General features: G+C 71.3%; 18 protein-coding genes. 11 read left to right on the forward strand and 7 right to left on the reverse strand.

The genetic code is table 11. The features are described 5' to 3' along the window. Positions 1-64: 64 nt before the first annotated feature. A complete protein-coding gene (locus tag C7C45_RS25910; RefSeq protein ID WP_110566313.1) occupies positions 65-1,363 on the reverse strand; it encodes an ABC transporter substrate-binding protein in 1,299 nt (432 codons plus the stop codon). A gap of 238 nt (positions 1,364-1,601) precedes the next feature. Between C7C45_RS25910 and C7C45_RS25915 the strand changes: the two genes are divergently transcribed. Both C7C45_RS25915 and C7C45_RS25920 read left to right on the forward strand, forming a co-directional pair. Next, on the forward strand, positions 1,602-2,801 hold the full coding sequence (locus C7C45_RS25915) for an ROK family transcriptional regulator (RefSeq protein WP_110566314.1): 1,200 nt from the start codon (positions 1,602-1,604) through the stop codon (positions 2,799-2,801). Positions 2,802-3,176: 375 nt separating this feature from the next. Next, complete coding sequence (locus tag C7C45_RS25920; RefSeq protein ID WP_110566315.1) at positions 3,177-5,810, forward strand: discoidin domain-containing protein; 2,634 nt, start codon at positions 3,177-3,179, stop codon at positions 5,808-5,810. Positions 5,811-5,919: 109 nt separating this feature from the next. On the opposite strand, the gene C7C45_RS25925 is transcribed toward C7C45_RS25920, so the two are convergent. Beyond that, the gene (locus C7C45_RS25925; protein ID WP_110566316.1) at positions 5,920-7,275 is read right to left on the reverse strand and encodes a flavin monoamine oxidase family protein; all 1,356 of its coding nucleotides are present in this window, start codon (positions 7,273-7,275) and stop codon (positions 5,920-5,922) included. 101 nt (positions 7,276-7,376) lie between these two features. Between C7C45_RS25925 and C7C45_RS25930 the strand changes: the two genes are divergently transcribed. The 3 genes from C7C45_RS25930 (at position 7,377) to C7C45_RS25940 (ending at position 10,354) form a co-directional block, all read left to right on the forward strand. Beyond that, entirely contained in the window at positions 7,377-7,730 is a 354-nt protein-coding gene (locus C7C45_RS25930) for a YciI family protein (RefSeq protein ID WP_110566410.1), read from the forward strand. Positions 7,731-7,732: 2 nt separating this feature from the next. Continuing rightward, a complete protein-coding gene (locus tag C7C45_RS25935; RefSeq protein WP_110566317.1) occupies positions 7,733-8,953 on the forward strand; it encodes an RNA polymerase sigma factor in 1,221 nt (406 codons plus the stop codon). A 267-nt stretch (positions 8,954-9,220) separates the two neighbouring features. Beyond that, complete coding sequence (locus C7C45_RS25940) at positions 9,221-10,354, forward strand: carboxylate-amine ligase (protein ID WP_110566318.1); 1,134 nt, start codon at positions 9,221-9,223, stop codon at positions 10,352-10,354. 12 nt (positions 10,355-10,366) lie between these two features. Here the strand turns inward: C7C45_RS25940 and C7C45_RS25945 are convergent, their stop codons facing one another. Both C7C45_RS25945 and C7C45_RS25950 read right to left on the reverse strand, forming a co-directional pair. Next, positions 10,367-12,151, reverse strand: a complete 1,785-nt coding sequence (locus tag C7C45_RS25945) for an N-acetylglutaminylglutamine amidotransferase (RefSeq protein WP_110566319.1) — start codon at positions 12,149-12,151, stop codon at positions 10,367-10,369. A gap of 89 nt (positions 12,152-12,240) precedes the next feature. After that, the gene (locus tag C7C45_RS25950) at positions 12,241-12,672 is read right to left on the reverse strand and encodes a MarR family winged helix-turn-helix transcriptional regulator (protein ID WP_110566320.1); all 432 of its coding nucleotides are present in this window, start codon (positions 12,670-12,672) and stop codon (positions 12,241-12,243) included. A gap of 94 nt (positions 12,673-12,766) precedes the next feature. Between C7C45_RS25950 and C7C45_RS25955 the strand changes: the two genes are divergently transcribed. After that, positions 12,767-14,545: an ABC transporter ATP-binding protein gene (locus C7C45_RS25955; protein WP_208641355.1), complete on the forward strand. Its 1,779-nt coding sequence runs from the start codon at positions 12,767-12,769 to the stop codon at positions 14,543-14,545. Positions 14,546-14,754: 209 nt separating this feature from the next. Here C7C45_RS25955 and C7C45_RS25960 read toward each other — a convergent pair whose 3' ends face one another. Further along, positions 14,755-15,438, reverse strand: a complete 684-nt coding sequence (locus tag C7C45_RS25960) for a hypothetical protein (RefSeq protein WP_110566322.1) — start codon at positions 15,436-15,438, stop codon at positions 14,755-14,757. Positions 15,439-15,507: 69 nt separating this feature from the next. Then, a complete protein-coding gene (locus C7C45_RS25965) occupies positions 15,508-16,146 on the reverse strand; it encodes an NAD(P)-dependent oxidoreductase (RefSeq protein ID WP_110566323.1) in 639 nt (212 codons plus the stop codon). A 108-nt stretch (positions 16,147-16,254) separates the two neighbouring features. Here C7C45_RS25965 and C7C45_RS25970 point away from each other — a divergent pair, with 108 nt between their 5' ends. Beyond that, a complete protein-coding gene (locus C7C45_RS25970; RefSeq protein WP_110566324.1) occupies positions 16,255-16,746 on the forward strand; it encodes a MarR family winged helix-turn-helix transcriptional regulator in 492 nt (163 codons plus the stop codon). 97 nt (positions 16,747-16,843) lie between these two features. On the opposite strand, the gene C7C45_RS25975 is transcribed toward C7C45_RS25970, so the two are convergent. Continuing rightward, on the reverse strand, positions 16,844-17,539 hold the full coding sequence (locus C7C45_RS25975; protein WP_110566325.1) for an NAD(P)-dependent oxidoreductase: 696 nt from the start codon (positions 17,537-17,539) through the stop codon (positions 16,844-16,846). A 460-nt stretch (positions 17,540-17,999) separates the two neighbouring features. Between C7C45_RS25975 and C7C45_RS25980 the strand changes: the two genes are divergently transcribed. The 4 genes from C7C45_RS25980 to C7C45_RS25995 all read left to right on the forward strand — a co-directional run bounded on the left by C7C45_RS25980 (position 18,000) and on the right by C7C45_RS25995 (position 20,713). Next, positions 18,000-18,695 (forward strand): TetR/AcrR family transcriptional regulator, encoded by a 696-nt coding sequence (locus C7C45_RS25980; protein WP_110566326.1) that lies wholly within the window; start codon positions 18,000-18,002, stop codon positions 18,693-18,695. A 632-nt stretch (positions 18,696-19,327) separates the two neighbouring features. Beyond that, positions 19,328-19,792, forward strand: a complete 465-nt coding sequence (locus C7C45_RS25985) for a hypothetical protein (RefSeq protein WP_110566327.1) — start codon at positions 19,328-19,330, stop codon at positions 19,790-19,792. Next, complete coding sequence (locus tag C7C45_RS25990) at positions 19,789-20,100, forward strand: transcriptional regulator (RefSeq protein ID WP_110566328.1); 312 nt, start codon at positions 19,789-19,791, stop codon at positions 20,098-20,100. The genes C7C45_RS25985 and C7C45_RS25990 overlap by 4 nt, the downstream gene beginning before the upstream one ends. Positions 20,101-20,140: 40 nt before the next feature. After that, positions 20,141-20,713 carry a hypothetical protein gene (locus C7C45_RS25995; protein WP_110566329.1) on the forward strand — a complete coding sequence of 191 codons (573 nt, stop codon included), beginning with the start codon at positions 20,141-20,143 and terminating at the stop codon, positions 20,711-20,713. Positions 20,714-20,737 lie beyond the last annotated feature (24 nt).

The raw sequence follows: 20,737 nt of genomic DNA on the forward strand, positions 1-20,737 counted from the left end.
CCTCTCGGAGTCGGTGGCCGTGGCCGGGCGCAGCGCCCGACCACGGCCACCGGTGACGCCTGGGTCAGCGCATCTTCTGCTGCGCGTCGGTCAGCTTCGCCTTCACCGACGCCTCGGTGACCGGCTTGCCGCTGGCCGCGTCCGCGAACAGCTCCTTCATCGCGGTGCCGACCAGGGTCTCGAAGGTGCTCTCCTCGGGCACCTGCGGCAGCGGGGCCGCGGTGGTGACCAGGGTCTCCTGGATGTTCTTCTGCTCGGTGGCGCTGAACGCCGGGTCGGCGCCCGCGGTCTTCACCGCCGGCAGCGAGCCGTACGTCTTGTTGAGCAGCGTCTGCTCCTCGTCGCTGGTCATGAACTTGACGAAGCTCAGCGCGCCGTCCTTGTTCTTGGTGTGCTTGAAGACCGCCATGTTGATGCCGGCGACCATGCTGTTGACCTTCTTGCCGCCGGCCGGCGGGCTGGCCAGGAACGGCACCGGGGCCACCCCGTACGCGTCGGCGGGCATGTTCTGCGTCTTCAGGTTCGATCCGGCGGACTGCCAGAGCAGCATGGCGGCCTTGCCGTTGGCGAAGTCGGAGACCGACTGGTTCTGCGCGTACTCGGCGTTGCTCGGGTTGGTGATCTTGTCGGCGGCCATGAAGTCGATGTACCGCTTGATCGCCGAGACGTTCTGCGGGGTGTCGAAGGTCGGCTTGCCGGCCGAGTCGAACCACTCACCGCCGTACTGCTGACTGAAGGTGAAGGCGTGGTGGGCGTTCTCCGACGGGTTGGCGCCCTCGATCGCCAGGCCCCACTTGCCGCCGGTGCTCAGCTTCTTGCCGTCCTCGGCGAGCTGCTCCCAGGTGGTCGGCGGTGCGGTGATGCCGGCGTCGGCGAACGCCTTCTTGTTGTAGTACAGGCTGTACGCCATGCTGTAGAGCGGCACGGCGGCTGGCGGCTTGCCGGGGGCGCCGGCGGCGGCGAGCGCGGCGGGCACGATCCGGTCCTTGCCGCCCACGGCCTGCAGGGTGGCGTCGTCGAACTCGACGAGCGCGCCGGTGGCCTGTAGGGACGCCGACCAGGTGTTGCCGATGTTGACCACGTCCGGGCCCTTGCCGGAGGCCGCGGCGGCGAGCAGGCGGTTGAGCAGGTCCGACCAGGGGACCACCTCGATTGTGACCTTGATCCCGGTCTGCTTCTCGAACTTGTCCAGCTCGGGCTGGAGGATCGTCTTGTCGGCCTCCAGGCTGGGGCCCTGGTTGCTGGCCCAGTAGGTGAGCGTCTTGGGCGAGGCGGCGGAGTCGTCGCCGGAGCCGCCGCAGGCGGTCAGCGAGGCGGCGGCCAGTACGGCGGCGGTGAATATCCCGAGGTGTCGTCTCGACACGGGTCAGCCCTTCCGGTGCGTGGTGGGGGTCCGCCGGCCTTCGTCGCCGATAGGGGTCGGGACGACGAGTGGCCGGCCGCGGACAGGGTTCGGGGGTGCGCCGCCGGGGTCCGTCGGCGTTTCCCGGGAGTTACATCACGGCTTAATTTATGTCGTCATTAAAGTGGCTGGTCGGTGGGTCGTCAAGCACGAGGCGGTTACAGTCGCCTCGAACTCCCCGACGGGAACGAGGTGACGAGTGGAGCTGGCGCGTGCCACCAACCGCAGCGTGCGGTTGCGCAACCGGTCCGCACTGCTGACCAAGCTCTTCCTCGACGGCCCGCTCACCCGGCAGGACCTGGTACGCAGCACCGGGTTGAGTCAGCCGGCGGTCAGCAACGTGGTCGCCGACCTGATCGACGAAGGGCTGGTCGCCGAGGCTGGCGCAGCCGAGTCCGACGGTGGCCGGCCCAGCATGCTGTTGCGGATGGCGCCCCGCTTCGCGTTCGTGGTCGGTGTGGACGTCGGCGAGACCCGGGTCCGGGTGGAGCTGTTCGACTTCGCGATGACCCTGCTGGCCAGCATCGAGTACCCGCTCGACCCGGCCCGCACCGAGCCCGACCTGGTGGCCGGGCACGTGCTGGCCGGAATCGACGCGGTCACGGGTCAGGCCGGGGTGGCCCCCGGTGACGTGCTCGGCGTCGGCATCGGTGTCTCGGGAGTCGTCGAGCAGGGCGTCGAGGCCGTCGTGCACGCCCAGGCCCTCGGCTGGGATCGGGTGCCACTGGAACGTCTGATCGGCGCCGGCACCGATCTGCCGCTGCACATCGACAACGGCGCGAAGACCCTCGGCCAGGCCGAGATGTGGTTCGGCGCCGGCCGGGGCGCCCGCCACGCCGTCTTCGCGCTGGTCGGCTCGGGCGTGGGCGCGTCGGTGGTGACCAACGGCGCCACCTACCGGGGCGCGTCCAGCAGCGCGGGGGAGTGGGGACACACCACCCTCGTGTACGGCGGGCGGGCCTGCCGGTGCGGCGCGCGCGGCTGCCTGGAGGCGTACGTGGGCGCGGAGGCGATCATCGACCGGTACCGGGAGGCGCGTCGGGGTCGACCGGTTCCGGGCGAGGACGAGGAGTCCCAGATCGCCGCGCTGGTCGCCGCCGCCGAGACCTCGGCCACCGCTCGGCGGGTGCTGGACGACACCGCCGGCTACCTCGGCGCCGGGGTGGCCAACCTGATCAACCTGTTCAACCCGGAGCGGGTGGTGCTCGGCGGCTGGGCGGCGATGGCGCTGGGCGACCTGCTGCCCGCAGTCCGGGAGGCCGCCGGACGGCAGGCGCTGCGCCAGCCGTACGAGCAGGCGTCGATCGAGCTGTGTCGGCTCGGCGTGGATGCGGTGGCGCTCGGCGCCGCCACCCTCCCGATAGCCCGCTTCCTCACCGAAGGCGGCGTCCGCCGCTAACCCCCACCCCCACCCCACCTTGGTGGTGATCAAGAGGTTTGCGTCAGGAATCACGCCTGGGGTGACGCAAACCTCTTGATCACCGGGGGTGGGCGTCGGGTGGGTGGCGGGTGGGCGTTGGGTGGGCGACGGGATTGCCGCGGGGGAATTACGCAAAAAGAATCCTCGGGATAAATAACGAAGTTATAGATCGATGTCTTGACGCCGCCGCAATCTCGCCGCAACACTCCTACGAGAGCGCTCTCCGGCCCGCGGTGCCGTACCGGCGGCACCCAGAACTGTGGTGCCGCACCGGCGGCACCACCGACGGCACCACGGGGCGACCCCGATTCCACCCCGCGCGGCATCCGTAACCCCCTATCGACAGGCGATGTCATGACATCTCATGCAACATCCGTACGCCCGCGTCCCCGACGGGCCGTCCGGCATCTGCTCGTCGGGCTCACCGTGGCCCTGGTCGCGGCGCTCACCCCGACCGGCGCCACCACACCCGCGCAGGCCGCGCCCACCCTGCTCTCCCAGGGCCGCCCCGCCACCGCCTCGTCCAGCGAGAACGCCGGCACCCCGGCCTCAGCAGCCGTCGACGGCAACACCGGCACCCGCTGGGCCAGCGCGTTCAGCGACCCGCAGTGGCTCCAGGTCGACCTGGGCGCGCGGGCCACCATCAGCCAGGTGAACCTGCTCTGGGAGGGCGCCTACGGTCGGGCGTTCCAACTCCAGACCTCCGACGACGGCGCCACCTGGACCACGATCTACTCGACCACCACCAGCACCGGCGGCACCCAGAACCTCACCGTCACCGGTGCCGGCCGCTACGTACGGATGAACGGCACCGCCCGGGGCACCGGCTACGGCTACTCGCTCTGGGAGTTCCAGGTCTACGGCGAAACCGGCGGCACCACGCCGACCTGCGGCAGCACCAACGTCGCACAGGGCAGCCCGGCGACCGCCTCGTCCAGCCAGGACGCCGGCCTCGCGGCGTCCGCCGCCGTCGACGGCAACACCGGCACCCGGTGGGCCAGCGCCGCCAGCGACCCGCAGTGGCTGCGCGTCGACCTCGGCAGCACCCGCACCATCTGCCGGGTGGTGCTCACCTGGGAGGCCGCGTACGCCCGGGCCTTCCAGCTTCAGACCTCGGCCGACGGGTCCACCTGGACCAGCATCTACTCGACCACCACCGGCGCCGGTGGGACGCAGTCGCTCACCGTCTCCGGCAGCGGCCGGTACCTGCGGATGTACGGCACGGCGCGGGGCACCGCCTACGGCTACTCGCTGTGGGAGCTGGCGGTGAACACCACCGGCGGCACCAGCGAGCCCCCGGTCGACGGGACCGACCCGCGTAACCCCAACCTCGGGCCGAACACGTTCGTCTTCGACCCGAGCACCCCGACATCGACCATCCAGAGTCGACTGAACACCCTCTTCACCCAGCAGGAGACCAACCAGTTCGGCCCGCAGCGCTACGCGGTGCTGTTCAAGCCCGGTACCTACACCGCCGACGTGAACCTCGGCTTCTTCACCCAGGTCGCCGGTCTCGGGATGAGCCCGGACGACGTCAACCTCAACGGACACGTCCGTACCGAGGCGTTCTGGATGGGCGGCAACGCCACCCAGAACTTCTGGCGGGCCGCCGAGAACCTCTCGGTCACCCTCCCCGCGGGGCAGACCGTGGAACGGTGGGCGGTGTCCCAGGCCGCGCCGTACCGGCGGATGCACCTGCGCGGCGGGCAGAACCAGATCCAACTCTGGAACGGCGGCGACGGCTGGTCCAGCGGTGGACTACTGGCCGACACCCGCATCGACGGGCTGGTCGTCTCCGGTTCGCAGCAGCAGTGGTACTCCCGCAACAGCGAGTTCGGCAACGGCTGGACCGGCTCGGTGTGGAACATGGTCTTCCAGGGCGTCGCCGGCGCACCGGCACCGAGCTTCCCCAACCCGTCGCACACCGTCATCGCCCAGACCCCGCAGGTACGGGAGAAGCCGTTCCTCTACGTCGACGGCACCGGTGAGTACCGGGTCTTCGTGCCGGCGCTGCGTACCAACTCGACGGGCACCAGCTGGTACAACAAGACCCCCGCTGGCTCGTCCATCTCACTGTCGCAGTTCTTCGTCGTCCAGACCGGCACCAGCGCCGCCACCATCAACGCGGCCCTCGCCCAGGGCAAGCACCTGCTCTTCACCCCGGGCGTGCACCACGTCACCGAGCCGATCCAGGTCAACCGGGCCGACACGGTGATCCTCGGCCTCGGCCTGGCCACCATCCAGGCCGACAACGGCAGCGTCGGGATGCGGGTGGCCGATGTGGACGGCGTCAAGGTGGCCGGTCTGATGTTCGAGGCCGGCACGACGAACTCGCCGGTGCTGATGGAGGTCGGGCCGTCCGGTTCGTCCGCGAGCCACGCCAGCAACCCGACCTCGCTGCACGACGTGTTCTTCCGCATCGGCGGACCACACGTCGGCAAGGCCACCAACACGTTGACCGTCAACAGCGACGACGTGATCGGTGACCACATGTGGCTGTGGCGGGCCGACCACGCGGCCAGCGGCGTACCGACCGGGTGGACGCTGAACACCGCCGACACCGGGCTCACGGTCAACGGCGACAACGTCACCATGTACGGCCTCTTCGTCGAGCACTACCAGAAGTACCAGACCATCTGGAACGGCAACGGCGGCCGGACGTACTTCTACCAGAACGAGCTGCCCTACGACGTACCCAACCAGGCGGCCTGGATGAACGGGTCGACCCGGGGCTACGCCGCGTACAAGGTCGCCGACTCGGTGACCAGCCACCAGGCGTTCGGGCTGGGCAGCTACAGCTACTTCAACGTCAACCCCGCGGTGGTCGAGGAGCGATCCTTCGAGGTGCCCACCAACCCGAACGTGCGGTTCACCAACATGGTGACCGTCTCGCTCGGCGGCGTCGGCACCATCAACCGGGTGATCAACAACGCCGGCGGCACCGCGAACGCGGCCAACCAGACGGTGTACCTGACCACCTACCCCTGACCCGGGCACCCGCGCCGGCCCGGTCGACCGACCGGGCTGGCCGGGGCGCACCGAGGGCCGGGGCCGGCCCGGTCCCGCCGAGACCGGGCCGGCCCCTCCGCGCGCCACCTCAACCCGCGAGCACCTGGGCCGCCGCCCGCTCACCGGCCCGCACCGCGCCCTCCAGGTAGCCGGACCAGCGGGTCGCCGTCTCGGTGCCCGCCCAGTGCACCCGGCCCACCGGCGCCCGCAGCCGAGGACCGTAGGTGCGCCAGGTCCCCGGAGTGAGCGCGCCGCAGAAACAGCCCCGCGTCCACTCCTGGGCCGACCAGTCGTACTCGACCAGGTCCACCGGGTTTCGGGCGCGCGGCCCGACCACGTCGGCGAACGCGTCCAGCAGGCACCGCCGACGCCGCTCCGGTGACATCTCGCGCAGCGCGGCGGCGTCCACGGAGTAGCTGAACCCGGTCAGCACCCCCAGGGGCGAGGTCGGGGTGGAGTTGTCGACCGTCTCGGTGAGCGCACCAGCGCTGCTGGTGGACACCCCGGACAGCCCGTCGGCACGCCAGAACGGCTCCGGGTACACCGCGTGCACCTTCAACGCCGAACCCATCGGCATCCGCTGGGTCAGCCCGTCGCGGAGCGCGGGCAGCGGTGGGGCGTACCGGATCCGGCCGGCCAGTGCCGGCGCCAGCGCCACCACCACCGCGTCGCCGTCGACGCGCCCGCCGTCGGTCCACACTGTCGCGCCGTCGATGGTCTGCTCGATCGACCGCACCGGCGCGGCCAGCGTCAGCGCCCCCGGGGGCAGGGCGTCGGCCATCCGCTCGGCCAACGCCGACGGACCGCCCACGATCCGGTCCTGCTGCGCGCCCCCGGCCATCCCCAGCAACGGCCCGGTCCCGCCGGCGCTGCGCAGGTAGAACAGCACCTGCAACAGGGACACCTCGTCCGCGCCGGTGGCCAGCAGCCCACCGGCGAGCAGTCGCCCCAGGTAGTCGGCGGTGTCGCCGTCCCCGGCCGTCGCGCGGAGCCAGCCACCGAGGATCGTCCGGTCCCACTGGGCGGCCTCCGCCGCCTGCCAGGGTGCGGCCGGGTCCAGTCGTGCCGCGTACTCGTCGAGCAGCCCGAGCACCCGGCCGGCCTGCGCCGGCGGTTCGGGCCGGTGCTGACCGGCCCAGAGCAGGGTGGGCGTGCCGAACGCCGCCGACGCGAAGGTGGCCAGCCCGTGCTCGGCGACCAGCGCGTACATCCGGTCCTGGGTCGGGCCGATCCACTGCGCCCCCAGGTCGAGCTGGGTGCCGTCGGGCAGCCAGCGGGTCAGCACCCGACCGCCGACCCGGTCGCGGGCCTCCAACACCCGCACCTGGGCGCCGGCCCGGGCGAGCGCCAGTGCGGCGGCGAGTCCGGAGAAGCCGGCGCCGACCACGACCACCCGGATGCCGTCGGTCACGCCGCGCCGCTTACCCGCAACCGTGCGACGCATGACTCACCGAATTTCTTCCCACCGGCCTGTCGATTCGGGGGGCGGCCAAACGTGTGGAGGATGAGAGTCGGCGACGGGCCGGCTGCCCGCGAGGAGGAATGATGACGCTCTACCTGCTCAGCCTTCACCAGCCCCAGGGTGAGCTGCCGGACCCGGAGTTCCTGGCCGGGGTGATGCGCCAACTCGGCGAGCTGCGCGACGAGTTGGCGTCCAATGGGTCGTGGGTCTTCGGGAAGGGTCTGCACGGCCCGGAGACCGCCACCGTGCTTCGTGCCCGCGACGGCGAGGTCCTGGTCACCGACGGCCCGTTCGTCGAGGGGAAGGAATACCTGGGCGGCATCACCATCATCGACGTGCCGGACCTCGACGCCGCACTGGACTGGGGTCGCCGCTACGCGTTGGCCACCACGCTGCCGATCGAGGTCCGCCCCTTCCACCGTGAGGCCGGAGACTGAGCGTGCCCGACGTGGAGGCGGTGTTCCGAGCGGAGTACGGCCGCGCGGTCGCCGTCCTGGTCCGCCTCCTCGGCGACATCGACCTCGCCGAGGAGGCCGTCCAGGAGGCCTTCGCCATCGCGGTGGCGCGGTGGCCGCAGAGCGGCCTACCGCCCAGCCCGGCTGGTTGGATCATCACCACCGCTCGAAACCGGGCCATCGACCGGCTGCGCCGCGAGGCGTCCCGCGCCGACCGGCACGCCCAGGCGGCCCTGCTGTACGAAGCCGACGCACCCACCGAGGAGGGACCGGTGCGCGACGACCGGCTACGGCTGATCTTCACCTGCTGCCATCCGGCACTCGCCCCGGAAGCGCGGGTTGCGCTCACCCTGCGTTTGCTCGGTGGCCTGAGCACCACCGAGATCGCCCGGGCCTTCCTGGTGCCGGAGCCGACCATGGCGCAGCGGCTGGTCCGCGCCAAGTCGAAGATCCGCAACGCCCGGATCCCGTACCGGGTGCCGCGCGACGCCGACCTGCCCGACCGACTGCACGCCGTGCTCACGGTGCTCTACCTGATCTTCAACGAGGGCCACACGGCCAGCACCGGGCGGCACCTGGTCCGCGCCGAGCTGTGCGTCGAGGCGATCCGGCTGACCCGATTGCTGGTCGCGCTGATGCCGGATGAGCCGGAGGCGCTCGGCCTGCTCGCGCTGATGGTGCTCACCGAGTCCCGCCGACCCGCGCGGACCACCGCCGACGGCGAGCTGGTGGCGCTGCCGAGCCAGGACCGGGCCCGGTGGGACGCCCAGCTGATCACCGAGGGGCAGGCGCTGGTGCGCCGCTGCCTGCGCCGCGACCGGCCCGGCCCGTACCAGATCCAGGCCGCGATCGCCGCCGTGCACAGCGCCGCTCCGCGAAGCGCGGACACCGACTGGGCGCAGATCCTCCAGCTGTACGACCAGCTGACGGTTGTCGCCCCCAGCCCGGTGGTCGCGCTGAACCGGGCCGTCGCGCTCGCCGAGCTGTCCGGACCGGCGGTGGCGCTGACCGAGGTGGACCGCCTCGGCCTGGTCGGCTATCACGTCTACCACGTGGTCCGCGCCGACCTGCTGGCTCGGCTCGGCCGGGGCGGGGAGGCCGTCGAGGCGTACCGACTGGCTGTTGCTCTGACGGACAACGCGGCCGAACGGGCCTTTCTCACCGCGCGCGCGACGGCCCTGAGAGCGCGTTCGCCGTCGGGGTAGGCCGGGACCGGACGGAAGCGTGGTCGGTGTACGGGGGTCGGGCGTGTACGTCGCTGAGGCGTGAGCAGCGCGGCCTCCGCGCCGACCTGCTGAGCCGGGTCGCCCCAGGCGGGGGAGGCCGTCGAGGCGTACCGGACAGCCATCGCCGTGCCGGACAACGCGGCCGAACGGGCCTCCCGCACCGCCCGCGCGACGCCCTGAGGGCGCGTTTGCCGCCGGGCCGGGCCGGGAAACCGAGGCGCCGGCCGCAGCAGTGGGGGAGGCGCCATGGCGTACCGTCCGACCGTCGTCGACACCGTGCCCGACCTCGCCACCCTCACGCTCGGTGTGGAGGAGGAGTTCCTGCTGCTCGACCCGGACACTGGGCGTAACCTGCCGGTGGCCGACCAGGTGCTGGCCGCGCTGCGCGGCCCCGCCCGGGACCAGAGCCGCCAGGAGTTCCGGCACAGCATGGTCGAGATGGTCACCCCGGTCTGCGCCGACCTCGGCGAGCTGCGCGCGCAGATGGTGGCGTTGCGCCGCTCCGCCGCCGACGCCGCCACGGTGGCCGGGGCCCGGCTCGTCGCCGTCGGAGCGACCCCGGTGGCCGAGCCGCACCGGACAGTGCCCGACGAGCCCCGCTACCACGCGATGTCCCGCCGGTACGGGCCAGTGGCGCACGACCCCGCGGTGTGCGGCTGTCACGTGCACGTCGGGCTGCCCGACCGGGAGTTGGCGGTGCAGGTCTGCAACCACCTGCGGGTGTGGTTGCCGGTGGTGCAGGCGATCACCACCAACTCGCCGCTGCACGACGGGCGGGACACCGGCCACGCCAGCTGGCGCTCGATGCAGCTGGAACGCTGGCCCAGCATCGGCCCGACGCCGTACTTCGACTCCGCCGCCGACTACGACCGGACCGTCGACGAGCTGATCGCCGCCGGCATCATGCTCGACGCGGCGATGGTCTACTGGTACGCCCGACCGTCGTCGGCATACCCGACGGTGGAGGTCCGGGTCGGTGACGTCTGCTCGGACGTGGACGACGCGGTGCTGGTCGCCGCGCTGGTCCGGTCCCTCGTCGCCACCCTCGTCGACGACGTACGCGCCGGGGTGACCGCCCCGCCCGTGCGTGACTGCCTGGTCGCCGCCGCGCACTGGCGGGCCGCCCACGACGGCCTCGACGGCGAGCTGATCGATCTGCGTGCCGGTGGCGCCCGGCCGGCCTGGTCACTCGTCGACGATCTGATGGCGGTGATCGCGCCCGCCCTGCTGCGTCACGGCGACCTGGGGTACGTGCTGGCGCAACTGGCCCGGTTGCGCCGTGACGGCACCGGCGCGACCCGGCAGCGTCGGGTGCTGGAGCGCACCGGTGACCTGCGCGCGGTGATCGACGACCTGGCTGCGCGCACCACGGCCGGCTGACCGGCGGCATGCTCAGCGGATGTCGTGCGTCTGCAGCCACAGCTCCAGGAGCCCGAGCTGCCACAGTTTGTTGCTGCCGGCCGCCGCCTCGGCCCGGTCCGGCTCGGCGAGCAGGCGTGCCACGTACTCCGGGCGGAACAGCCCGCGCTCGCGCGCGGCCGGCGCCTGCAACGCCTCGGCGACCATCTCGCGCACCGGGCCGTCCACCTTGCGCAGCGCCGGCACCGGGAAGTAGCCCTTGGGGCGGTCGATCACCTCGGCGGGCAGCACCTCCCGAGCGACCTCCTTGAGCACGCCCTTGCCGCTCTGGGCGACCTTGTGCTCCGGCGGGCAGTGCGCGGCCAGGGTGACCAGGTCCTGGTCGAGGAAGGGAGTACGCACCTCCAGACCCCACGCCATGCTCATGCTGTCCACCCGCTTGACCGGGTCGTCGGGGAGCATCAGATGGGTGTCCAGGCGCAGCACGGCGTCCAGCGCGGTCTGCGCGCCGGGCGCGGCGAGGTGCCCGGCGAGCAGGTCCCGGCTGGCGTCGTGCTCCAGCGCGTACGCCGGGCCGACGATGCCGCGCAGCTCGTCGTGGTCGCGGTCGAAGAAGGCGGCGGCGAACGTCTCGGCAGCGCTGTGCCGGGGCGCCCCGACCAGCGGCTGGTGGTAGCCGTAGCCGGCGAACACCTCGTCGGCGCCCTGCCCGGACTGTGCGACCTTCACGTGCCGCGCGACCTGCTCGGAGAGCAGGTGGAAGGCGACCACGTCGTGGCTGCCCATCGGCTCGGTCATCGCCAGCACGGCACGCCGTACGGCGGGCACCAGATCGTCGTCGGCCAACCGGATCCGGTGGTGGTCGGTGTCGTACGCGCGGGCCACCAGGTCGGAGTAGTGGAACTCGTCGCCGGACTCGCCGTCGCGGCTGTCGAAGCCGATGCTGAACGTCCGCAGGTGCTGCTGCCCGGCCTCGGCGAGCAGCGCCACGATGAGGCTGGAGTCCAGGCCACCGGAGAGCAGCACGCCGACCGGCACGTCGGCGACCAGCCGTCGGCGTACCGCCGCGCGTAACGCGTCCCCGATGGCGGCCCGCCAGTCGGCGGCGTCCATTCCCGCGTCGGTGGGCTCCCGCACGTAGTCGGGTCGCCAGTACACCTCCTCGCGGCTGCGACCGTCCGCCTCGATCACTCGCAGGGTGGCCGGTGGCAGCTTGCGGACGCCGCGCAGCACGGTGCGCGGCGCGGGCACGATGGAGTGCCAGGACAGGTAGTGGTGCAGCGCCACCGGGTCGATGCTGGTGTCGACGTCACCGGCCCGCAACAGGGCGGGCAGGGTGGAGGCGAACCGGAGTCGCCCGGGTGTCTCGGCGAGGTAGAGCGGTTTGATGCCGAGCCGGTCGCGGGCCAGGACCAGCCGCCGCCGCACCCGGTCGACCAGCCCGATCGCGAACATGCCGACCAGGTGGTCGACGAAACGTTCACCCCAGTGCGCGTACGCCACCAGGATCACCTCGGTGTCGCCGGTGGAGTGGAAGGCGTACCCGGCGCGGCGCAGCTCCTCACGCAGCTCCGGGTAGTTGTAGATGCAGCCGTTGAAGACCAGGGCCAGACCCAGGTCGTCGCGCACCATCGGTTGGGCACCCGCGGCGGACAGGTCGATGATGGTCAGCCGGCGGTGCCCGAGGGTCACCCAGCCGTCGGCGAGCAGACCCTCGTCGTCCGGGCCGCGCGAGCGCATCGCTTCGGTCATCCGGGTGACCGCCGCCGCGTCGGGCGACCGGCCGTCGAATCGCGCCTCCCCGCTGATCCCGCACATCAGCCGGGCCTCCTGTCGCCTCACCCCGGCCCGTGCTGGCCGGTCCCGTCGACCGGACGGGGGCCGCTGGCTACCCGGGCGGGCGGGCGTTATGCGCGCAGGGTGCGCAGGATGCGGGACAGCTCGGCGCGGTCGGTGTCGTTGAGGTGGCCGAAGAAGCGGTCGGCCTCGGCCCGGCGGGCGGTCCGGATGGCGGCGCTGACGCGGTTGCCCTCCTCGGTGAGCGCGACCAGGGTCGCCCGCCGGTCGACCGGGTCGGGCCGGCGTTCGACGAGCCCACGGGTCTGCAGGTCGTCGACGACCTCGGTGGCCGAGCGGGCCGCGATGTGCAGGTGTTCGGCGAGTGTGCCGGGGCGGACCTCGCCGTGTCGGCCCAGCACTCCGAGTGCCCGGGACTGGCTGGGAGTGATGTCCCAGGGTGCCAACGACTCCCGTGTCTGCCGGCGTAAACGGGACGCCACCGCCCAGAACGTCTCGGCCAGGCTCTCGTCGTCGCCGGTGTGGGAGGTGTCCTCGTTCACCGGAATACCGTAGCAGCCGATGCGGTTGTTCCCTCATGTTGAGGTAACCTCAGCATGTCCGAATGAAAGGTGGTACCCCTTGGAACCCACCCCCATGGGCCGCGACCGCGGCCACCGCGCCCTCAGCGCCGAAGAGAAGACACAGGCCCGCGAGGTGTCGCTGCGCCGCATCGGCCGCCTGTTCACCCCCCACCGGCCCGCGCTGGCCGCCGTCACCGCGATCATCGTGCTCTCCTCGATCATCGCGATGGCCACGCCCTTCCTGCTGCGTACCGTCATCGACCGGGCCCTGCCGCAGGGCGACGTGACCCTGCTGGTCTGGTTGGTCCTCGGCATGGTCGCCGTGGCCGCGGTGACCTCCGCCCTCGGCGTCGTCCAGACCTGGATCTCCACCAAGGTCGGGCAGCAGGTCATGCACCGACTGCGCACCGACGTCTTCAGCCATCTGCAGCGCCAGTCGCTGGGCTTCTTCACCCGCACCCGCACCGGCGAGGTGCAGTCCCGCATCACCAACGACATCGGCGGCATGCAGTCGGTGGTCACCTCCACCGCCACCGCCGTCGCGGCCAACCTCACCACCGTGGTCGCCACCGCCGTCGCCATGGTCGCGCTCTCCTGGCAGCTCTCCCTGGTCTCGGTCGTGGTGCTGCCGCCGGCCATCTGGCTGACCCGCCGGGTCGCCCGGATGCGCCGCGAGATCACCGACCAGCGCCAGCGTGAACTCGCCGACCTCAACGTCACCGTCGAGGAAGGGCTGTCGATCAGCGGCGTGCAACTGGCCAAGACCCTCGGCACCGGCCCCGCGCTGATCGACCGGTTCACCGCCTCCTCGGCCCGCCTGGTCGACCTGGAGTTGCGCAGCGAACTGGCCGGCCGCTGGCGGATGGCCTCGATGAGCATCATCTTCGCCGCCGTACCGGCGGTCATCTACCTCGCCGCAGGACTGCCCGGCACCGCCGGCACACTGAGCATCGGCACCCTGGTCGCCTTCACCGCCCTGCAGGGCGGTCTCTTCCGGCCGCTGATGGGGCTGCTCAACGTGGGCGTCTCGCTCACCTCGTCGCTGGCCCTGTTCGCCCGGATCTTCGAATACCTGGACCTGCCGGTCGACGTGGCCGACCCCGCCGAGCCGGTCCGCCTCGACCCCGCCCGGGTCCGCGGCCACCTGCGCCTGGAGGACGTCACCTTCGGCTACCCGGGCAGCGACACCGCGGCGCTCGCCGGGATCACCCTGGACGTGCCCGCCGGCACCAGCCTCGCCCTGGTCGGTGAGACCGGCTCCGGCAAGAGCACCCTCGCCGGGCTGGTCAGCCGGCTGCACGACCCGAACGGCGGTCGCGTCACCGTCGACGGCGTCGACCTGCGGGACCTGCGACTGGCCGACCTGGCCGCCATCGTCGGCGTGGTCAGCCAGGAGACGTACCTGCTGCACACCACCGTCCGGGAGAACCTGCGCTACGCCCGACCGGGCGCCACCGACACGGAGATCGAGGACGCCGCCCGCGCCGCCCAGATCCACGACCTGATCGTCGGGCTGCCCGACGGGTACGACACCATGGTCGGCTCACGCGGCCACCGCTTCTCCGGCGGCGAGAAGCAGCGGCTCGCGATCGCCCGTACGCTGCTGCGCGACCCGCGCATCCTGGTCCTCGACGAGGCCACGAGCGCACTGGACACCGAGACCGAGCGGGCCGTGCAGCGGGCGTTCGACGTGCTCGCCGAGGGACGAACCACGATCACCATCGCGCACCGGCTCTCCACCGTGCGCGACGCCGACCAGATCGCGGTGCTCGACCACGGCCGGATCGTCGAGGCCGGCACCCACGACAGCCTGCTGAACCGCAACGGCCGCTACGCCACGCTGGCCGCCTGAGCGCGGCGAGTCCGCGCCGGCTTGGCGCCACTGACGGCGGACGTCGTCGGGTGACGGCTCCCCGGCCGCACGCCGCACGCCGGCGCTGGCCGGTGGGCGTGCCGGCCTCCGCGGAGACGGAGGTCGGCACGGTGATCGGATCGCCCGGGCCTCGGTGGGGGAGGAGGGTCGGCCCGGACGGCGGCCGGCGACAGCGTCCTTCGGATCGGTCAGGGTCCTTCCGTGCTGACGACCCGGTAGAAGGCGGGAAGGGCGTCCATGCCGTTGGCCTTGAGGGTGGCTCGGACGAACCGGTGGAAGCTGGGTCGAGCGAGCTGGTTGATCAGGAATGGGAAGGGTGGGCCGGGTAGGCGTGCGTAGTTGACGAAGGAGAACTGCGACGGCTGTGTCGATTCCAGCGCGGTGGAGTTGTCGATTCCGGTCTTCTCCGTGTACCACCCGGTGAAGCCGCGCCAGACCTGTGTGGGTTCGGCAGCGGACTCGACGGTGAAGTGGTTGAACAGGAACGTCCCCTGGTCCGAGGCTTCGGTCTCGCCGATCTTGGCGGCATTCGCGCCGGCCAGTACCACCTCGCCGCCCAGTGCGGTGACGGCGTCCGAGGTGCGGACGGCCTGAAGCTGGTCGACCCCGGTGGTACGGATGAGCATGGCGAGGTCGTGGCGCGGCGCTCCGGGCAGCGGCGGGATGAGAACCGCCCGGAACACCCGGACCGAGACCACCTCCGGCAGACCGTTGATGGATTTCGCGGCCGTAGCCAGCCGTGCCGCCTCGCTGCGCCGGCGGGCGGTCTGGCGGTACAGGGGCAGCCGCTGGGGTGGATCCGCGTGGAAGCCGAGGTAGAGGAAGCCGTACGGCTCCGGCGTCTGGAAGGCCGGAGCAGGGTAGTCGTCCATGATTCTCCCTAGGGGTGATGAACGGCGATACGTGGCGACAGCAGGGAACTCTTGGCACGCGGCGAGCGGTCAGTACCCGACCCCGACCAGTTGCCGGAGCGTCGCGGGATTGTGCAGGGCGGCCAGCATCGCGTGTGCGACGTCGGCGCGTGAGATGGCGTATACGCGAGCGGCGTTGCGGCCGATGGCGATCTGATACCGACCCGACAACGGCCGGTTCACCAGCTTGGGTGGCCGCACGATGGTCCAGTCCGTGGCGCTACGGCTGATCAGCTCTTCCATCTCGGTCAGGTCCGTGTACAGATTCTTCAGAAGGGCGCGGACGGCCGGCAGGATGATCCGCCTGTTGACGAAGCTTTCGTTGTCGGGAATCGCGCCGACCGGTGCCGCGCTGACCGCCACGAAGCGCCTGACCCCGATGCTTTCCATGGCGGTCAGAATTCCCCGCGTCGCGGTGGTGGCCACGGGGCCGACGCTACGTCCGCGTGGGCCGACCGCGGAGAGCACTGCGTCGCTGCCCCGCAGAGCGGGAACCAGTAGATCGGGATCGGTCAGGCCCGGAACGCAGACCACCTGAAGCTCCGGGTGAGTCACGTCGAGTCGTGCCGTGTCACGAACGACCGCTGTCACCTCATGCCCTGATGTCAGTGCCTGCATGGTGGCCTGCCGGCCAATGCCCCCGCTCGCTCCGAAGATCGTCACTCGCACTGGTGCCTGCTTTCCGTGGCCTCTCGTATGCCGATGTCTCGATGAACTTATACGGAGCAAGGGTAATAGTCACCTGATGGAACAGTTAGTCTGGGGTAAGATGTTTCGGTGTCCGACGTGCCGCCGCCCAGGCCACCCCGACCGCTGGGCGACCGGGCCAACTTCCTGCTGTCGCAGCTCGGGTACTACACCGCGCACAGGTTCGCCCGACGCCTGGCGCCGCTGGGCATCCAACCGAACCATTTCGGTCTGCTCATGCACCTGGAGCAGGCCGAAGGCCGGTCGCAGCAGCAACTCGCCGACGCCCTGGGCATCCACCGCAAGGTGATGGTCGGTCTACTGGACGACCTTGAAAGCCGTGGGCTCGCCCAACGCCGACGCCATCCCGCTGACCGCAGGGCCCACGCGATCCACCTGACCAGCCAGGCCCGCGATCTTCTGGAGCAGGCGCGCGCCATCGCCGATGAGGAGGAGGAGGAAGTCCTCACGGCCTTGGACGAGCGGGAACGTGCCGTACTGGTCGCGCTCCTGCAGCGCATGGCGAGTCAGACCGGGAACCCTCCCGGGGTGCATCCGCGCCTCGGCGCCACGTTGGCGTGACGTTCGCCCTCCGGGCCCGCCGGTGCCCGCAGAGGTGGGAAAGCCGCCGCCTTCGGGTGCCCGACCGCCGTAGTGAGCAGCCGGGCGCACCGGTGGGTCACTTGCCGATGTGCAGCGCTTCCCTGATGAAGGTCTGCCGAAGGGTCGGCGCGCCGGTGGTGGTGACCACCTCGATGAACTGATCGAGGTGCAGGTTCTCGGTGGCCTCCCGGATTAGCAGGTCCGCCAGGTCGGTGCGGGAGGTGAACCTGCCGGGGATCCGGCCCAGCCCCGCCTGGTAGTCGGTGACCTCGTGGCCGTCGAACAGGCCGGCGGGGCGTATCACCGTCCAATCCAGTCCGCTCGACGAGACCAGTTTCTCCATCCGCTCCATGTCCTCGTAGACGGTCCGGCCCAGCTTGAGCAGGATCGGCGCGACGATCCGCTTGTACGTGAAGGTCTCGCCCGGGGCGTGTTCGCCGGTGGTGCCGGTCGAGGTGACGCCCACGAACCGACGGAGGCCGTGGTCCTTCATCGCGGCGATGATGTTGGCGGCGCTCCGCGAGTAGAGGCGCACCGTCTCTTTGGTGTACCCGATCCCGAGGCTGGAGATCACCGCTTGCTGTCCCGCGATCGCGGCATCCACAGCGGCCGCGTCCATCGCGTCCGCCCGTACGACACGTAGATTCGTTCCGCTGATCGGGAAGGGCTCCGGCCGTCGGGTGACCGCCGTGACGGCGTGGCCCCTCGCGAGGGCCATCTCGGTCGTCAGCCGTCCAGTCGGGCCGTTGGCGCCGAAAACCACGAGTTTCATCGTGCCTCCACTCCGTCCGTCGATTGATGGGGGGCCTACTTCGGTACGGTGCATGCCGGCCGGGAATCCGAGCTGTGCCGACGGCGGCGAGAACGACACGGGACGCGTCGGGCGACGCGGTGGACCAACCGCAGCCTCCGCCCCTCCGCGGCGTTGCCGGCGGACACCCTGCGGCAACTCGGTGCGATCGAGTCGGTGTGCCACGAAGCCGAGCCGAGGGTGGGCTCCGACCTGATGTGCCGGGTCGTGGACGTCCGGGCGTGGCCGGAACCATCGAGTGGACGGGGCCAAGCAGCCGGCCGGCGATCAGGATCGACGTGCTCGTCCACCGCCGCCGCCCTTCTCCGTCTGTCCGCCCCATCACCCGAACGACGTTCCAGTAGTAGACCGTTGTTCCGGTGCCAACACAAGGTACTACGCTGACGACGACATGAGCGGACACAGGGGAGGACGGGACAAGATGGCCAGTGAGGCAGGCGCTGATCGTCGTGTGCTGCTCAACACCGTCTCCGTCCGGCGCAGCAGCCCTCCGCTCAGCCTGCAGCGCATCGCGGCTGCGGCGGTCGAGTTGCTGGACGCCGAAGGCATCAGCCGGCTCACCATGCGCAATCTCGCCGACCGGCTCGGCGTGGGCACGACCACGCTGTATTGGCACGTCGACACGAAAGACGACGTGCTAGATCTGGCCGTCGACGCGGTCTTCGCCGAGTCGCCCCCGCCCGCCGGGCTCGGCGCCGACTGGCGCGCGGACATCACCGCGCTCATCACCGATTGGCGGGCCACGCTGCTGCGGCACCCGTGGTCGGCGGCGCTGCCCATGCGGCAACGGCCCACGGTCGGTCCCGGGTTCCTCGCCTGGATGGAGTTCCTTCAGGCGAGCCTGGTGCGAGCCGGGTTGACCGGCCGGCACGTCTCCGCCGCCAGTTGGGTGCTCTACAGCCATGTGCAGGGCTCCGCCACCAGTCAGAGCGCCCTACGCTGGTCGGTCGACGAACGCGAGGCCGGTCAGCGGCAACTGAACGAACACTCTGACCGGTACCCGACGCTGGTGGCCCAGCAGCATCTTCTCGACGACGACTGGGCCGGCAACTTCGAGCTCGGCCTGGCGTACATCCTGGATGGGGTGGCCATCCAGATCGCCCCGCAGGCCGGCTGACCGACGATCACCCGGCGCTCTTCCACCGGCAGGGGCGGTTCCTCAGCGGATCGGCCGGCGGGCGACACCGTCCCCTCCACGGCGCGGGCGACCAATTCTGCGCGGTCCCACGCCGAATACCTCACCCAGCTCGCCGAAGCGGCACCCGGCAGATACCAGACGACCGGATCCTGAATGGCCTGACGCGCTGGGTGGATCAGTGCGGCCGGCCCCGGCCGGGCAGCCTCCGGGCCGTCCGGCGCGTCGAGGACAGCGATCCGTACCGCAGCCGGCACAGCCTCGGTCGGGTCGTTCGCGCTGTCGGGGACGGACCTGCCGGCAGGGGTACCGGGGCGGCCCATCCGCCCACACTGACCAGTCCTTGTGCGATCCAACCGGCGACCCACCGGATCACGATGCCCAGGGTGGGCCACAGACGCGCCATGCCGTGACGATGCCGCAGCGCGGTCCAACGTCCCTAAAGCCTGGCTCGCCCCTGGTGCTTCGGGCACTGGTGAAGCTCGGCCGAGGTGGTGCGCCCGCAGGCGGTGGGCGACCCGGTGCATCTCGGCGCACCGGCGAGCGCCAGCCTGCGCATCCGACCCGGACTCATCACTTGCACAACTGGAAAGCTTTCTCCTATGCTTTCCGGCATGGAAAGTACTCCTCTGGCGGAACAACTCGCGGCGGCCGAGCGTGGAGCCGCTGCCCCCTACGTCGACTATCCGCCCACCCCCTGGTGGTACGCGCCATCCCTCGGAGCCTGGGCCGCCGCCATGATCGGCACGTTCACCTGGTGGCGCGAGAACGCTGGCCTGTTCGTGGCGTCGCTCGCCGGGCTGATCGCCGTCGAGATCCTGTTCGTCGTCTGGATGCGGCGTCGGCACGGCGCGCTGCCGATGCCCGCCAAGGGGACACCCCCTGCCGAGATCGCCCGGATGTGGCGCGGATACGTGGCTACCCTGCCCGTCGTCGCGCTCATCGTCGGGCTCGTCTGGTGGCTGGTCGGCGTCCCCGCCGCAGCCGGGACGGCATTCGTCCTGGTGACGGCTGGCCTCGCCTTCTACGAGCGGCGGTATGCCGTGGCCGCTGCCGCGACCCGGGCGCGCCTTCGGTGATCGACGGCTTGGACCCGATCATCCACGTGCCCAAGCGGTTGGCGGCCATGGCGGTGCTGGCCAACGCCCCCTCGGTCTCGTTTCGATTTCTGAAGGATCACCTGCAGATCAGCGAGTCGGATCTGTCCAAGCAGATGTCCGCGTTGGAGGCCGCCGGCTACGTCAGCCCGACGAAGGTCGGCCGTGGCCGCGGGGGCAGCACGACCTACCGGATGACCCATGCCGGGCAGAAGGCTTACGACCAGCACTGCGCTGCCCTGCTGGCGCTGATCCGCGGCACCCCAACCTCGGCAGGGGACCCCGAGTAGGGGATGGCGGGGCTTGCCCGCGGCTGGCAGCCTCGGCGGCGTGAGCACGCTTCTGACACAACTTCCGGCGCTCCTCGGCGTGCTGGTCGGCACCCTGGGGACGATCCTCGCCACCTCACTGGCCGACCGTGCCCGGTGGCGGCGCAGCCAGAACGTCCGCTGGGACGAGCGGCGGCTCGACGCGTACGTCGACTTTGCGCACGCCCTCAAGGAGAGTTACGCGGTGGCGCTGCGGATGACGGCGGACCTGCGGCCTGGGTCGCACAGCCACCCGATCGACCGGGAGGAGGGCCTCGCCCGGCTGGCCGAGTCGGATGCCCGCCGCACCATCGTCTGGGAGAACCTGCTGTTGCTCGGTGACGAGCCGACGGTCGTCGCCGCCGCGAGGTGGCGCGACGCCGTCTGGCAGGTTGAGCGGCTCGCCCGGGGCATCGTCGAGGCACCGCCGGACATTGCCGAGGCGTTGACGCAGGTCAACGAGGCGCGCGACGGCTACTACCGGGCGGCCCGAGGGAGCCTCGGTGTCCAGGGTGGGTCGGTGGAGCAGTCCGCGGCGCTGCAGCAGGCGCTGCTCGGCCGGTTCACCGCGACGTCGGACCCGGCCGCCGGCTGAGAGCGGCGGCTGGGAGCGGGGTGT

Source organism: Micromonospora arborensis (assembly GCF_003205615.1).
In the GTDB taxonomy this organism is placed as follows: domain Bacteria; phylum Actinomycetota; class Actinomycetes; order Mycobacteriales; family Micromonosporaceae; genus Micromonospora; species Micromonospora arborensis.